The 15,363-nt window shown below is 54.3% G+C and carries 13 protein-coding genes; 8 read left to right on the forward strand and 5 right to left on the reverse strand.

The window, feature by feature from the left end; translation table 11 throughout:
• Both VMN77_00140 and VMN77_00145 read right to left on the reverse strand, forming a co-directional pair.
• Nucleotides 1-323: hypothetical protein (locus VMN77_00140; GenBank protein HTN42185.1), on the reverse strand; the 323-nt coding region annotated here is incomplete at its 3' end.
• Entirely contained in the window at nt 320-2,224 is a 1,905-nt protein-coding gene (locus VMN77_00145; protein ID HTN42186.1) for a tetratricopeptide repeat protein, read from the reverse strand. The genes VMN77_00145 and VMN77_00140, both read right to left, overlap by 4 nt.
• A 9-nt stretch (nt 2,225-2,233) precedes the next feature.
• On the opposite strand from VMN77_00145, the gene VMN77_00150 reads away from it, so the two are divergent.
• Nucleotides 2,234-2,509, forward strand: a complete 276-nt coding sequence (locus VMN77_00150; protein HTN42187.1) for a hypothetical protein — start codon at nt 2,234-2,236, stop codon at nt 2,507-2,509.
• Nucleotides 2,510-2,609: 100 nt separating this feature from the next.
• On the opposite strand, the gene VMN77_00155 is transcribed toward VMN77_00150, so the two are convergent.
• Nucleotides 2,610-3,308, reverse strand: coding sequence for a class I SAM-dependent methyltransferase (locus VMN77_00155; protein HTN42188.1), 699 nt, complete (start codon nt 3,306-3,308; stop codon nt 2,610-2,612).
• 191 nt (nt 3,309-3,499) lie between these two features.
• Here VMN77_00155 and VMN77_00160 point away from each other — a divergent pair, with 191 nt between their 5' ends.
• The 3 genes from VMN77_00160 to VMN77_00170 are packed head-to-tail and all read left to right on the forward strand — an operon-like array spanning nt 3,500 to nt 5,519.
• Nucleotides 3,500-4,189 (forward strand): glycosyltransferase family 2 protein, encoded by a 690-nt coding sequence (locus VMN77_00160; GenBank protein HTN42189.1) that lies wholly within the window; start codon nt 3,500-3,502, stop codon nt 4,187-4,189.
• Nucleotides 4,186-4,569 (forward strand): DUF2304 domain-containing protein, encoded by a 384-nt coding sequence (locus VMN77_00165; GenBank protein ID HTN42190.1) that lies wholly within the window; start codon nt 4,186-4,188, stop codon nt 4,567-4,569. The genes VMN77_00160 and VMN77_00165 overlap by 4 nt, the downstream gene beginning before the upstream one ends.
• A complete protein-coding gene (locus VMN77_00170; protein HTN42191.1) occupies nt 4,566-5,519 on the forward strand; it encodes a sulfotransferase in 954 nt (317 codons plus the stop codon). Before VMN77_00165 ends, VMN77_00170 begins: the two co-directional genes overlap by 4 nt.
• On the opposite strand, the gene VMN77_00175 is transcribed toward VMN77_00170, so the two are convergent.
• Nucleotides 5,507-6,499 (reverse strand): lysylphosphatidylglycerol synthase transmembrane domain-containing protein, encoded by a 993-nt coding sequence (locus VMN77_00175; GenBank protein ID HTN42192.1) that lies wholly within the window; start codon nt 6,497-6,499, stop codon nt 5,507-5,509. The two genes, VMN77_00170 and VMN77_00175, sit on opposite strands and share 13 nt — an antisense overlap.
• A 223-nt stretch (nt 6,500-6,722) precedes the next feature.
• On the reverse strand, nt 6,723-7,019 hold the full coding sequence (locus tag VMN77_00180) for a PilZ domain-containing protein (protein ID HTN42193.1): 297 nt from the start codon (nt 7,017-7,019) through the stop codon (nt 6,723-6,725).
• 447 nt (nt 7,020-7,466) lie between these two features.
• Between VMN77_00180 and VMN77_00185 the strand changes: the two genes are divergently transcribed.
• The 4 genes from VMN77_00185 to VMN77_00200 all read left to right on the forward strand — a co-directional run.
• Nucleotides 7,467-8,063 carry a LuxR C-terminal-related transcriptional regulator gene (locus VMN77_00185; protein HTN42194.1) on the forward strand — a complete coding sequence of 199 codons (597 nt, stop codon included), beginning with the start codon at nt 7,467-7,469 and terminating at the stop codon, nt 8,061-8,063.
• Nucleotides 8,064-8,148: 85 nt separating this feature from the next.
• Nucleotides 8,149-11,040 (forward strand): peptidoglycan-associated lipoprotein Pal, encoded by a 2,892-nt coding sequence (pal, locus tag VMN77_00190; protein ID HTN42195.1) that lies wholly within the window; start codon nt 8,149-8,151, stop codon nt 11,038-11,040.
• 192 nt (nt 11,041-11,232) lie between these two features.
• The gene (locus VMN77_00195; GenBank protein ID HTN42196.1) at nt 11,233-13,752 is read left to right on the forward strand and encodes an SBBP repeat-containing protein; all 2,520 of its coding nucleotides are present in this window, start codon (nt 11,233-11,235) and stop codon (nt 13,750-13,752) included.
• Nucleotides 13,753-14,624: 872 nt separating this feature from the next.
• Nucleotides 14,625-15,363 (forward strand): hypothetical protein (locus VMN77_00200; GenBank protein ID HTN42197.1); only part of this gene is annotated, 739 nt, incomplete at its 3' end.

Below are 15,363 nucleotides of genomic sequence, written 5' to 3' on the forward strand. Positions count from 1 at the left end.
AGGTGATAGCCGAAGACGGACAGTGCGCCGAAGCGGTAATTGAGGGCAAAGGTGAGGAAGCCGACATAGCGGCTTCCGGACAGATCGAGGAGGTTGGCGAGGTGTTTGATATCGGGGTTTTCGACGAGGTTGGGCATATCGTCGAAATGGAAGGCGGCGGAGAAGGTGTTGGAGTAGACGGCGACGGCCAGCAGTGCGAGGGCGAGCAGGGCCGTCAGCGGGTGAGTCAGCGAGCGACCGGAACGTGACCGGGCCGCATCCTCGAAGGGAGCGGCCGGGGGTCCGGGCCGTTTTTCATTGACGCGGGCCGTTTCCAATTTCACGGCCCCAGCGCCTTCAAAGCCTGACGGGCGTCTTCGTAATTGGGCCGGAGCTGTAAGGCCCGCTTGAAGGCGTTCAAGGCATTTTGGGTTTGCCCTTTGCGATGATAGGCCGTCCCCAGGTAATAATATGTTTCGGGAATATCCGGCAATAATTTCAGACTGGTCTCTAAGTGCAAGATGGCCTCGTCAAATTGGTCCCTCTTCTCTTCGATGATTCCTAAAAGAAGGTGGACCCGCCCGTCGTCCGGGTTGATTTTGAGACCCGTTTCGAGCGCCGCCTGCGCCTCGGCAAATTGCCCTTTTTGATATAAGGCCAGTCCCAGGTTGTTGTAGGCGCCCGCATAATCGGGTTTTAAATGGATTGCGGCCTGGTATTCCCGGATGCCTTCCTCGACATGCCCCAGGCTTACATAAAGAATTCCTAGGCGGTTGTGTGCCTCGGGATCATCCGGCCTGAGGGCCACGACGGCCCGAAAAACACGGACCGCCTCCTGGAGTCGTCCCGTATTCTTGTAAATCGTTCCCAGATTGTTATAGGCTTCAACAAATGCGGGATCGAGGGCTATGGCTTTTCGGTACTCCAGGACGGCATCGTCCGTGCGCCCCATTTTTTTATAGACGACTCCCATGTTATTGTGAGCATCGGCCAGGTAGGGTTTAAACCGGAGGGCCGTTTGATATTCCCGAAACGCATCCTCCATCTGTCCGCGTTCTTCATAGACGATTCCCAAATTGTTGTGGGCCTCGGCATAACCGGGGACAAGGGTGATAGCCGATTGGTATTCGCGGATGGATTCCTCGATCCGTCCGGCTTTTTTATACGCGTTGGCCAGATCGTAATGAGTCCGGGGATCCTTCGGATCCAGTTCCAAGGACCTGGCATAATTTTTAATGGCCTCGTCCAGTTTCCCTTGATTCGCGAAGGCCGCGCCAAGGCTGTAGTATCCCAAAGCCAGGTTTGGGCTTTTCCGGACCACATCCGTCCAAAGGGAGAGTTCGTCCCTCCAAACAAGGTTTCGCTCAAAGGTGAGGACCGAGAATATGAGCACCAACAGCCCGATCCCCATTGCGGCCCAGACCCGTGCCCGACCGGCATAGCCCAAGACGGCAACCCCGACGCCAAGAAACAGTCCGGCGCTGGGCAGATAGAGCCGGTGTTCATTGATCACATCGCGGATGGGGATGATGGAGGATTCGATCGACAGGGTGACGAAAAACCACAGGAGCCCAAAGCCGATGAGGCGGAGACGGGGATCGGCGGCCGCGCGACGGGAGAGAAAGACCAGATAGACCGCGGCGGCGAACAGGGCCGAGAGAAACAGGAAGGAGAGGAAGACCGGGGGATCCAACAGCGAATGGGAGGCCGGATAGTCATAGGCCAGGTTCTGATCCACGGGCCAGACCAGGAGCCGCAGATAGGTCATGATCACCCGGAACTGGGTGCAAAGATAATCCCATCGGCCCAGATCGGTCGCCGCTCGGGCCAATGCGTCACTTCCCGTGCCTAAAGCATCCGGGCGGGAGAATGGGATGATGGGCAGGGTGAGGAAGAAGGGGGTCAGAGCCAGCCACTGTTTTCGGGTGGGGGGTCCGAAGAAGACGAACTCCACCAGCAGGAGCATGAAGGGGAGGGTGAAGGTGGTCTCCTTGGTCTTCATGCCCAGGACCGTGGCGATGAAGGCGGTGGCGTACCACAGATGGCGATGTTTGGATTCAGGGGTGCTCAAGCGCCATTTCAGGTAAGCGATGACGGTGAGCAGGTAGAACAGCGCGGCCAGTGAGGCGAAGCGCTGGACGATGTAGGTGACGGCCTGGGTCTGGACGGGATGGGTCACAAACAGCAGCGCGGTCCCCAGGGCGATGGCCGGGGCAACGCGAGTCAACGAAGGTTGGGTGTTCATGCGGGGGGATTGGACGAGGAGGCGTATGAATCCGTAAACCAACAGGGCGTTGCTGATATGGATAATCAGATTGATCAGGTGATAACCGAAAACAGAGAGCCCGCCGAACCGATAATTGAGGGCAAAGGTGAAGTAACCCACGATTCGACCGCCAAACAAGATGGAGGATGGATTGAGCAGGTTCCCAAGCCTTTTGATAAACGGATTTTCAACGATGTTTTCCGTGTCGTCAAAATGGAAAGAGACTCCAAGGGAATTGAGGTATACCAAAGTCCCGAGGATTGAAATAAAAAGGAACGCCGCGATCGGGCCGGTCCACAGGATTAAACGGGATGGGTTTTTCGCGCCGGGTTGAATTCTGTTCTGCAGCGGATTTTCCAATTCGTTAAAACTTTTTTGAGGATTGGATTTGTGGATCGGACGGTCCCATCTTGGGGCCGGATTGGATCTTTTTCCATTGGCTGACCAAGAAAAGGGAGAATAAGGGAAAAGGGATATGTCTCCGCTTCAACCTCCGAAATCCGTTCGCGGAAAGGAAATTTTCGACCTCGTAGCCGGAATGGTAGTGATCCTCCGGTTTTTTCAGGTTGAATATTTTTCGCAATAAAACATAGAGACGGTTCTCGGTCGGGAGGGAGGTGTAGAGGAAACCGTCGTCTTTCAAAAAACGGGTGACCGAACGAACCGGCCCCGATAAATCCTTAAAATGTTCCAATACATCCGCCGCGACAATGGCATCGACCGGTTTTTCAAGAAGCGAATCATTGTTGAGGTTGGCGGATTGGAGCTTAACATTTTTAAGGTCAAAAACAGCGGCTATCTTCGCCGCTCTTTGGGTATCCAAATCAATGCAGGTCACGTGTTTGAACAATTGAGCCAGGGAAGGCAAAAATACGCCGTTCCCTCCCCCAAAATCCAAGATGTGGTCTTTTGGATGATCGGCATGTTCCATGAGCCGATAAAGCGTTTTTAGTCTTTTCCAAAATATTTGCCGGACAACCGCATTTCTCGAGAAATACAATGTGGTTTTAGGGTGGTCCTGGTAAACTCCTTCAAGAATGTCCCGATCGATTTGAATAAACATACCCCTCCCCCTTCACTGCCCCCGAATCATACCTTTTTTCGGCGGCTCCGTCAATTTTGAATGGGTCCGTCTGGTTTGACACACCTCTATAATTAGGTTATATATATACCAAATCTAGTCATGATGGAATATTCCTATGCTAGATCTTCTCACCCTATTGTTTGGATAGAGGCAGCGGCGGAAGACATTTTATGAAACTGGCGGTAATTATTCCAGCCTACAATGAAGAGTTTGCGATCGGCCAAGTGATTCAAGAGGTCATGTCAGCCAATCTGCCTGGTTTCGAGAAAAAAATCATCGTTGTCAACGATGGATCAAAGGATAAAACCGGAGAGATAGCCCGGTCTGAAGGGGCCTTGGTGGTCAGGCACCTCCTAAACAGGGGGGTCGGAGGGGCCTTGGGAACAGGGATCGAAGCCGCTCTTCGAATGGGGGCGGACGTGGTTGTGACCTGTGACGCGGATGGTCAGCATTCCCCGGATGACATCGGCCGGGTCATCGAGCCTATCCAGTCGGGGCGGGCGGATGCGGTCACGGGGAGTCGAATGATCGATTCCACCGCCATGCCCTTGACGAGACGAATTGCGAACCATCTCGCAAATCTCGCCACCTGGGTTCTCCTGGCGGCAAAAACGACGGATTCCCAATCCGGCCTGCGGGCCTTCTCCCGTTCGGCGGCGCAACGGATCCGAATCACCGCGAACAAATACGAGGTTTGTTCCGAGATCTGCGGCGAAATCAAACGCCTTCACCTTCGCTGCGTCGATGTTCCGATCAAGACGATTTATACCGATTATTCGATGTCCAAGGGCCAAGGATTCCGGGTCGGGTTAAGGACCCTGTTTCGGTTGATCTTGTCCAAATTGGTGAAGCAATCATGATCAGCGTGGCACAACTCTTTCTCCTGTCCGTGGCTGTATTGGCCATGGGGGTGGCCGTCCTCTGGTTTCGACAGAGGAAAATCAGCGCCATGGCCTTATTGCTCTGGTTGTTCCTGTGGACCGGGTTTGCCGTCGTCGTATTGTTTCCGAAAAGTTCGGTGGTATTGGCTCATCTTCTCGGGATCAGTCGGGGCACCGACCTGGCCCTCTATCTGAGCGTGATTCTGATCCTGTTTATTCTGTTCAGGGTGTACGTGAGGCTGGAGCAGGTGGATCGGCAGATCACCCAAATCGTTCGTGCGGTGGCCCTTCGGGAGGCGGGATTGGAGCCCCGGGAAAGTCAGCGTGCCGAGAAGATTCCGCCCGGGGACAAGCCGTGAGCGAGGACCGAATCAAGGTTCTTTACATCGGGGGGTCCAGCCGAACCGGCAGTACGCTTTTTGATCGGCTCTTGGGACAGATCGACGGTTTTTTCTCTGTCGGCGAGATCCGCCACATCTGGTCTAAAGGCTTGGGGCAAAACCAATTGTGCGGCTGCGGTACGCCGCTCAAAGAATGCGATTTCTGGCGCTCGGTCGTCCATGAGGCCTTCGGAGGCTTGGAACATGTCGATGTGAATGAAATTTTGGGCGTACAGCGATCGCTCGACCGATGGTGGCATATCCCCCGGCTCCTTTTCGGCCGTAAAACATCCCGGTTCATTGAGCGGCTCGAAGGGTATAAAAAAATTCTGAGTCGTTTATACCGGGCCGTTCAAAAGGTTTCAGGATGCCGCGTCATTGTGGATTCATCCAAATATCCTTCCCACGGAATCATTTTAAACAGCATGCCGGAAATTGATTTCTACCCTGTTCATCTCGTACGCGACAGCCGCGCGGTCGCTTTTTCATGGCAGAAGAAATGGCTCAAACCCGAAGTGACCTGGAAACAAGAACCGATGCCGAATTACAACCCGTTTGTTTGCGCCTCGGAATATCTCGTGATGAATGTGTCCCTTCAGATCTTCCGGAAAATCAACGATCGGTATTTTTTTCTCTATTACGAGGATCTGGCAAGCCATCCCCAAAAAATGGTCGCCCAAACCCTGACCCATCTACGATTGCCCTATCCGGGTCCGAAGTTTATCAATGACCACACGATCGAATTAAGGCCCAATCATACCGTGGCGGGAAATCCCATGCGGTTTAAGCAGGGCGTTATCGAGATCAGGCCGGACATCGATTGGGCGGGGAAGATGAAGGGAAGGCATCGATCATTGGTCACCGCCCTGACCTTTCCGTTATTATATCGTTACGGCTATATCGGTCGGAAAAAACCTTATGAGGGATGACCATGTTCCGGCCTTCTTGACGAGGAGGACGGGGGAGGAAGCCCTCGGCCCCCCCGAAGGGCGAAAACAACTCCGCCGAGAAGGCTGGTAAGGAAAATGATCGAATACCAGGCCAAGGAGAGACCGAGGGCGTGACCGGACTCCACCCCGACTTTATGGAATAGATAAACCGTCATCCCTTCCCTTATTCCGAGCCCACCCAACGAAACGGGCGCCATAGAAACGATGTTGATGACCGGAAAAAACAGGAAGAGATAAACAAACGGAATGCTAAGGTGGAGCGACCGTGAGAGGATGTAATAAATAACGACCGTCAAGGTTTGAATGAGGATCGAAAGGATGGATGAGTAAATCAATGTGCGCAGGGATGATTTGTAAAGCGCGATCGCTTCGGGTATCTTCAGTAACCTTTGTCCGAACCATTGAAGCCTCATGCGGTTCAGCATCCGGGCGGTGAGGATGAAGATCGTCGGGGTCGCCAGGCCGAACAACAAGATCAAATAACCGCATGCTGAAATCAGGATCAACCAAACCAGAAAAGGGTCCTGAAGGGATGAATAGCTGAAAACGAGGGCCGTCACGCCGATGATCAAGAGGGCCGCCAAACCCAGGAACCGCTCGGCCATGACCGACACGGCGGCCTCCTTCCCCCTCTGGGTGAATCGATAAAGATCCAGGCCTCTCACCAGATCCCCGCCGATGGCTGTTGGAAGAAAATTATTAAAAAAAACCCCAACGAGATAAATCTTGAAGAGTCTTTTCAAGGAAACTTCAATCCCCAGAGCTCCCAAAAGGAGCTGCCAACGGTAGGATAACGGAACAAATAGCAGGGTGTACGAAACGAGGCTTACAAGGAAAAGCGGCGGATCAAGGGTCCGAAAAATTTCGGAAAACTTGGTTAGATCCGTTTTCCAGAAGAGAACACCCAGGAAAATAAAACTGAAACAGACTCTGAGAAACAACCAAATCCATTTATTCACAGGTATACAATCTCGGGTCTCATTCTCCGACCCGGTTTGGAACGGACGTCATTATAGTTGGAACCCGGGGCCCATTGTAAGAGTTCACAAGAAACGTGTCAAATGCGTTGGTCACGCGGATTGATCGGGAAAAAGAGGGATGCTTTTATAGGACCGGAGGATTATTACAAGTTGGAGCCGCCCAAGCCGAGGGACACGGGATCGGACGGCTCGGGTCAAGGCGTTAAAGAAGAAAACGCAAACCAGCCTGATAACTACCTTGCGAATCCTCCTTTCTCACCCAGCGGACTTCAGCCAGGGTCGGTGCGGTAGCCTCCACACTGTGAAGAGGAAGGGCCATTTTCAGAACCTGGCCCACCTTCAGGGATACGTCCGTCAGCAGACAAAGACCCCCGTTGCTTATATTCATGAGCTTCCCTGCGACCGGCGTCTCAACCGGCCGCAATGAACTTTCATGGACACTCATCTCATAATTCACAATGACTGATAACAAAAAGCGCTGAGCCTGCCGCTGTGTCATTTATGGAATTCCTATTTTCGCCATGCCCTATATAAGCGTATCGCAACGCGTATGTCAATTACACGAAAGTGGTATTCATGCACTATGACATGCAATATGAAAAGAAGAAGACCGAATCAACGATGTTGCGCGGTTGTATACCATATCGGACAAAAACTGTCAAGGAAAAAACACAATATAATGTTATATATCAATCGTTAAATACTATATGTTGTGGATAAGATGGTATGAATCTGTTAGTAAATTGTGGAAAATTGGAAGGCGGGGAACGGGCAAATCCGGAAGTCTTTCAGTTAGAGTTTGGCGTTCTTTTCGGTTGACATAGGATAAATATTGTTGTATCGTTTTTTATCACAGCTTGATAAAAGAATTCGAAGCAGACCTTGCAATCCAATTTGGTTAGGGCCAACCATGGTGGATCTATTAAAGGTTGCGAACGAACGTTCCATGCCTGGAATTTTGATCCTTGATTACCGGAAAAAGCCCGTCTTTTTCAATCCGGTGGCGCTCGATGTATTCTCGAGGTTAGAGAGTGAAACTCTTCCAACACTGAAAAACCCGGTTAGTATCGCCTTTCCTCAAGAAATCTCGAATCTCTACGACACCCTCAAAAAAGATCAGAATCGCTTAAACTGTCAGACGACCTTGTTTGCCACCCCCGAGACGACGTATTGCTGTCGGGGATTTTTCCTTCAGGGTCCGCCCGGTTCCATCGGAAAAACATTTTTCATATTTTTCCTGATCGAAAAAATTATGCCCCGTCACAAGGTGGACCTTGATAAATTCAAGAAACATTTCGAGCTTTCCGATCGTCAGATGGAAATCGTGAAATATCTTTTGGTCGGATTGACGAATAAAGAGATGGCCGAGGAATCATGTGTGTCGGAAGATACCATCAAAGGGCACCTGAGACATATCATGAAGCGATTGGATGTTCGATCCAGGACCGGGATCCTTTCCAAGATCTTTCAACTCTTCAATGAGCCGTCCTCTCCTCAGTTGAATTTAAAGAGAAGAACCCCCAAAAAAACCTTCGCAGCGTGACTTCTTAAATTCGGCATTATCTCGTTTCTGTATTCGGAGACCTTATTGATCAATGAAGAGGAGTTATGCGTTGATAAGGCGTCTAATGTGGTGTGTCGGATGCTTCACACTTCTGGTTGAACTTTCCGGAACCGGATGGGTGGAGGCGGCCCCGACTTCAAGCTACATTCCGGACGAGCTCCTCGTAAAATTTAAGTCCGGCACCCCGGATGACCGGATTCGCCGTGTTCATGCCCGGATGGGCGTGATCCGTGAGAAGCGGATGGGTTATACCGGGATCCAGCGACTCAGACTTCCTCCGGGTCTGTCGGTGGATAGTGCCGTTGCGCAATACCGGAGCAATCCGGATGTCGAGTACGCCGAGCCCAATTATATCCGCCGGGCCATGGCCCGTCCCCTCGACCCCGCCTTTAGTCGGCAATGGGGACTCCACAATACCGGCCAGGACCTCGCCGGCACCCCCACTCCCCTCAAGGGAATACCGGATGACGATATTGACGCGGAAGAGGCCTGGGACATCGTCCAGGGATCTCCGGGCATGGTCATCGCGGTCATCGATTCCGGGGTGGATTATAATCATCCGGATCTGGGCGATGAGGACATCAACAATAACGGCGTGTTGGATCCCTCCGAGGATGTGAATAACAACGGTGCGCTGGATCCGGGAGAGGACACAAACAACAACGGGATATTGGACCCGGCCGAGGATCAAAACGGAAACGGGATGAAGGACCCGGGAAATATCTGGGTCAATCCTGGAGAGGATCTGAACGGAAACGGGATCGCCGATCCAAGCGAGTTGAATACTAATACTGATAATGACAACAACGGATACCCCGATGATATCCAAGGATGGAATTTTGTCGGGACCCAAGTCTCTACCATCGACCCTCAAGGCAATTGCAGCTTCGGCCCGGATGATCCGGACGGGAACAACGACCCGATGGACGATTTCGGCCACGGCACCGCGGTCGCCGGGGTGATCGCCGCGAAAGGGAATAATAACGTGGGGGTGGCCGGTATATTGTGGAACGCGAAGATCATGCCCCTTAAATTCCTCGGATCCGTCGGCTGCGGAACCGTCGCGGATGAGGTGGCGGCCATCGACTATGCGGTCCGGATGGGCGCCCGGATAATAACGATTGCCGCCGGGGGGTCCGGCTTCCAGCAATCGGAGTTCGACGCGATTGCGGCCGCCCGTGACGCGGGCATCTTGGTGGTCGCGGCGGCCGGCAACGGCGGGTCCGACAACGATGCTTCCCCGGTTTATCCCGCGAGCTACGACCTTCCCAACGTGATTTCCGTGGCCTCCAGCGATTTCAAAGATAACCTGGGTTTTCTTTCCAATTACGGGAAGAAGTCGGTCCATCTCGCGGCTCCGGGTGACTGCATCTACACCACCATGCCCACGGGAACCTTCGGCCTGCAAAACCCTCCCAACCTTAACCGGGACTGCACGGATTTGCCGTTTAAACAATATTATGACTATATCACCGGGACATCCTTTGCCGCGGCCTTTGTGTCGGGCGTCGCGGGATTATTGCTGATCCAGGACCCAAGCCTCGCCCCGGATGAATTGAAGGCCATCCTGATCGGAACAACCGATCCCAAAACATCCCTGAAAGGAAAAGTGATCTCCAACGGACGTCTGAATGCCCACCGGGCCCTGACCCGTGATCTCGGGGCGGGTTTCAGCGGAGGAGAGACGGGGAGAGTCGGTTGCGGCGGAATCGATCTCATTGGAGGTGACGGGCCGGTTTCCCCCGGAACCGCGGCCGCTTCATTTCTTGCGATGGCATTTCCCCTGCTCCTGGCTAACCGCAAGGCGAGAAAGATACTGCTGGGCCGTCGGTGGTCGGTATTTTTTTTTATCCTTATCGTTCTATTGCTTGTCTTACAGGTGACCCCCTCCGTTGTCTACGCGCAGGCGGAAGAAGAAACGGAGATGACCCACCAAATTACCCTGAAAATGGGGGTTCATCTCTACCGGAGCAGCGAGTATTTTGATACCAACTCGGAGTTCTTCGAACCGCAAGACCTGACCAGTCTTTCAGAAGAGCTGGAATATGACTACCTGTGGTTTTCCCCGTCGACCATTAGCATCGCGGTCGGTCAGTACGGCGGGAAGACCGATTTTAAAACCATTTGTTGCAGCCAGGTTGAGTTTAGGAATCGTTACCTGATGACCACCCTGAAATTTCACTTCAAACCGGTTAAACTGAAGCCCTTTGAATTTTATCTCGGACCCGGATTGGGTTATAATCGTTTCGATCGGAAGATCACCGTATCGAATTCGACGGACAATTTCTCTCACGGAGTTTTTGACATCCATTTCGTCGCGGGCGCCCAGGTGAGGCTAAATACCCGCCTGAGTATCCTGTTGGAGAGCCGGTATTCCTCCGCCAAGCTCAAGGATGCCGATCCGCTCGGCGACACCCTAAACATTGGTGGCTTGACCACCTACGTGGGGGTGGCGTGGCGTTTTCCGGATTTCCGCCACATTATTCCAACCCTAACCTCGAATGCCGCGGAGGAGAAGATGGGCCCCCAACCCGCCCCCGAACTCACCGAGGAGCGGGTCATCCCGCCCGTCGAAAAACCGCTCGAGGAGGGACCGACGCCGGAGGGGAAGGTGGCGACGGTCGAAGCGGAGTTGCAGCAAATTCACTTTGGTTATGATGATTGGATCATCGCGGAGGAGGCGAGGCCCATCCTGGAAGAAAACGCACGGTGGTTGCAGGCCCACCCGGAGGTCAATCTTGCACTCGAAGGATACTGTGACGAGCGGGGCACCAACGAATATAATTTGGCCCTGGGTGCCCGACGGGCCGAGGCGGTTAAGCAGGTCCTCGTAACGTTGGGGGTTTCTGAAAGCCGCTTGTCGGTCATCAGCTACGGAGAAGAACGGCCCCTTTGTCTTGAAAAGACGGACGAGTGCTACGCGAAAAATCGACGGGTCCAGTTCACCATCCGATGAAAAAAGAGCGGCCGCCCTTCAAGGAGGACTCCGATTAAAACCTTTCCAAAAAGAGTTTGGTGCGGGCCGCTGATTCTTGGAGTCGTTTCCCTGCTTGATCTTTCCGTTCCCTCCATTATATTCCACGAGAGGCCCGAGCGGATCGCCGCCGCGGCGGTCGGCGGGCGGGAACCCGCCCATTCCCAAGCGCGATTGGCCTACGGCGGACTGCCGCAAAATTTTATTCCAAACATGGGACAGCTCAACCCCCGAGTCAAGTTTTATGAAAAAGGGGGCGGCCATGCCGCCTTTTTTACAAAAGGAGGGGTTGACCTGACGCTTTACAATGGAGACCCTTTTTCCGTTTCTCACCCGGTTCCGAGCTGGCTCAGGCTCACCCCTCTCGGGGCCCAAAAGAATCCCGAAATCGTGGGTGAAGGACTGCAAAAGGGCCGGGTTAACTACCTTATCGGCCATGATCCCCGAAAATGGCGGACCGGTCTTCCGATCTATCGGGCCGTGGTCTACAAGGAAATTTATCCCGGTATCGACATGAAGTTTTACGGCGGCGACCGGCAACTGGAATACGACATCGGCGTCAAACCCGGGGCGGATCCGTCGAGAATCCGGCTCTCCTTTGAAGGAGCCAGGGGATTGCGGTTGGCCGAGAACGGGGATTTGAGGATTCTGATCGACGGCGGGGAAATCGTCCAGAAGAAGCCGAGGGTCTATCAGGAGATTGACGGTCGGCGCCGGGAGGTTCCGGGAAAGTTCACGCTTCTCGGTCCGCAACCAGCCGCCCGGGGTCCCAAATATATCTACGGATTTGACTTGGCTTCCTACGACAAGAACGTCCCCCTCGTTATTGATCCGACGCTGGTCTATTCCACCTATCTCGGGGGAAGCGGCGATGAGCACGGTTACAGTATCGCGGTGGATGCCTCCGGGTTCGCCTATGTGTCCGGGTTCACGACCTCCGCCGATCTTGTCCCGTCCGAATATTGCACGGGGGTCTATGACTGCTCGTTCAACGGCGGTCCGTCGGATGCTTTCGTGGCCAAGGTCGATCCTTCGGCGTCGGGGTCTTCCTCCCTCCGATACCTCACCTACCTGGGCGGGAGTCAAAAGGAGGACAACGGGGTCGTTGCCGGAAGCATCGCGGTCGATGCCTCGGGCGACGCCTACGTGACCGGGGTCACCTCCTCCTCGGACTTTCCGACCACCCCCAATGCCTATCAATCCTCCCATCAGGGAGGGTTCGACGCCTTCGTGGCGAAGTTGGATCCCACCGGTTCGAAGCTTCTTTACTCGACCTACCTGGGGGGAAACCGTAACGATACGGGTCGCAGCATCGCGATCGACGCTTCGGGCCGCGCGTATGTGACGGGCGAGACCAACTCCACAAATTTGGTGCCCCCAAGACTGTGCAAAGTCGCCTACGACTGCTCTTATGTCGGCATTTCCACCGACGCCTTTGTGGCCAAGCTCGATCCCGCCGGATCCGGGCCCGCTGCCCTCCAATACGTCACTTATCTGGGAGGGAGCGATCTGGATGTCGGGTTCAGCATCGCGGTCGATGCCGAGGGGCGGGCCGTTGTGACGGGCGAAACGAATTCCTATGATTTCCCCGCGACGCCCGGCGCCTTCGACGTCACCTGTGGCACGGACGGGTTCTGTGACGACGGCGTGACCGATGTGTTCGTCTCAAAGATCGATCCCTCGCGTCCCGGGGCGGCTTCCCTGGTTTACTCCACCTTCCTGGGCGGGAGCGGTTTTGACAGCAGCAATCCCGTGAACAGCCTCGCCGTCGATCGGAACGGGGATGTTTATGTCACCGGCTGTACCGCCTCGGAAGACTACCCGACGACCCCCGGAGCCTACATGAACCGACGCGCGGGAGGCTGCGATATTTTCGCGACGAAGCTCAGGCCCGATCCGTCCGGACCGACGCCCGATCCCTCCGATCTTCTCTATTCGACCTTCCTGGGAGGCCGATCCTACGATGACGCGTGGGGCATCGCGGTGGATCCGGCGGGGCTTGTTTATTTGACCGGTTTCACCTGGTCCAAGGATTATCCCGTCACGCCGGGGGCCGTTTCCAAGAAGCTGGCCGGCGGAGTCGGCGACGTCTTCGTGTCGATCCTCAAACCCGACCCAAGCGGCCCGACCCCCGATCCTTCCGACCTGCTTTACTCGACCTACCTGGGCGGAGGGGGTGCCGATTCGGCCTACGGGATTGCGGTGGATGGCTCGGGGCGGGTTTTTCTGACGGGGGAGACGACCTCCAATAATTTCCCCACGAGCCCGGGAGGGTTTGATCGGAAATACCATGGCGGATATGATGCCTTTGTCGCGGAACTGGCTTTTCCGGACCTGACCCTGTCGGACGTCCGGTTCAATTCAGGGACGGTCCGGAAGGGGGAGAGCCTGTCCGTGACCGACACGGTTCAGAACCGGGGACCGATCCCGGCCGAAAACTTTCAAATCGGGTACCGCCTCTCGGTGAATACGGTGTTCGGGGATTCGGACGATGTCGTGATCCATGAAACTCGAACCATCGGGGCGCTGGCGGCGGGGAAGAGCAACACCGCGACGACAAGTTTAACCATTCCCGCGTCCACCCCGCCCAACACCTACCATATCTGCGCCGGCGCGGACGATTCCAACACCGTGGCGGAAAAGGATGAGACCAACAATTCCCGTTGCGCCACCGCGACGATTAACGTTCAGTAAGGATTGAGGATTTAATCATTCTTTATTATAAATAGGCCGGGTCCGTAACGGTTAAAAACGCCACTTTCGTGTAGTTGACATTGGTTTTTTTTCATGATACTTTGGGGCCGTCTTTCGATTTTCTTGGGTTGAACAGGCTATTCTTTGCGGGGATAATAGCGGATCGAGATAGCCTCCCGTCAATCCTTCCTGAGAATCGAGGCAGGCGATTCTTTGCCGGCTATGTCCATCTTCTGGGGGTAGAAGATGATACGCATAGCCACCAAGCTCCTTCCTCAGAGCCGCCTTCGCTGTAGTTGAAAACTGAACCTCCCCTTTAGGTTATTCGAAGCTTCAGTATTCATCTTTTTACGGGGGTAAAAGATGGACCAGAAGGCTTTGGGGGATTCCTTCCTGAGAAATCTCTCATTATCACGTCCTACGATTACTGCGCCCTTCTATCTAAAAACGACAGCCGGCCCTAGGTCGGCCCAAAACCGTTTTTCGGCGATGCCGTTTCGTTCGACGGCCAAAGTTCCGAAAGCGCGGGGTTCCAAAACGCGGGCACCCGGGGTGCTAGACCGGTGGCCTATTTTTATGCCATTCGAAGGCGTGATCACGATTTTGAAAAGAATGTATTCTTCGGGTCCGCTTTAAACCAATTTTAGGTGCGTTACCATGATCTCGTATCCGGGAAGTGAAAAGGCCATCGATCCGAAAGCGCGGGGGTCCAAAACGCGGGCTCTCAACATTCCAGACCGGTGGCCTATTTTTATGTCTTTCGAAGGCCTGAGAACGATTTTCGAGGGATGGTTATTCCAGGTCCGCTCAAAACCAATATTCGTCGAGGCCGTTGGTCAGAAGGCCGTCGATCAGAAAGCGGGGGTGTCCAGATGAGGATTTCAAGTCGTGTTGCCGGTTTAATTGTTACCCTCTTGATCGTGGGTGCCGGGATTTTGTTAGCCGCGACTCCGGCCCGGGCTTCGGGCGAGACCTGCTCCAACGGGCAGACTGCCCCCTGTTTTGAAGACATGCAATTAAACGGTTGCATGCTCTGCCACAGTCTGCAGATTGAACATGGCAACCGGAACGGGTCCGACCGCTTCGTCACGGCCTCCAGCGGAACCCTTCGGCACATTCACGATCCGCTCATTGCCGACTGGACGTCGATTGTCCAGGCGATGATCGGCAAGAGCTCGCCGGCGACTCTGGAATTGACCACGGGTTATTTGAACACCAATTATTGTCCCACCTGTACCGGGCCGATCCTGGGAAGCCCTGTGCAAAGCGCCGTCACTCCCAACAGCGCCACGGTGACCTTCAGTTCCTCGTCCAACGGCTTCGAGGACGAGCCGACCAGTGCCGTGCTTTACTACACGAACACCCCGGCGGACATGTTTAATGTGGGTACCGCGACAACGACGACCAACGGCAATTACTATTTGTTCAACCCGGCCACATTCAATTGCATCAACACCTGTCAGCAAGTTACCGATGCGGGGCCGACGGCCCATCATGTCGTGAACCTCACGGGGCTGTCCCCGTCCACGCGCTATTACGTGGTGGCTCAGGTGACGTCCGCCCTCGGGACGACCCGGAATACCTACGCCTACTCGTTCCGGACGCAGCCGC

It is taken from the genome of Nitrospiria bacterium, from assembly GCA_035498035.1.
In the GTDB taxonomy this organism is placed as follows: Bacteria; Nitrospirota; Nitrospiria; order JACQBZ01; family JACQBZ01; genus JACQBZ01.

What these genes read in the sequence shown, in the direction of transcription:
- VMN77_00145 (HTN42186.1), bottom strand. Translation starts at nt 2,224, where the DNA reads ATGAACACCCAACCTTCGTTGACTCGCGTTGCCCCGGCCATCGCCCTG.
- VMN77_00155 (HTN42188.1), bottom strand. Translation starts at nt 3,308, where the DNA reads ATGTTTATTCAAATCGATCGGGACATTCTTGAAGGAGTTTACCAGGAC.
- VMN77_00160 (HTN42189.1), top strand. Translation starts at nt 3,500, where the DNA reads ATGAAACTGGCGGTAATTATTCCAGCCTACAATGAAGAGTTTGCGATC.
- VMN77_00165 (HTN42190.1), top strand. Translation starts at nt 4,186, where the DNA reads ATGATCAGCGTGGCACAACTCTTTCTCCTGTCCGTGGCTGTATTGGCC.
- VMN77_00180 (HTN42193.1), bottom strand. Translation starts at nt 7,019, where the DNA reads ATGACACAGCGGCAGGCTCAGCGCTTTTTGTTATCAGTCATTGTGAAT.
- VMN77_00185 (HTN42194.1), top strand. Translation starts at nt 7,467, where the DNA reads ATGCCTGGAATTTTGATCCTTGATTACCGGAAAAAGCCCGTCTTTTTC.
- pal (HTN42195.1), top strand. Translation starts at nt 8,149, where the DNA reads ATGTGGTGTGTCGGATGCTTCACACTTCTGGTTGAACTTTCCGGAACC.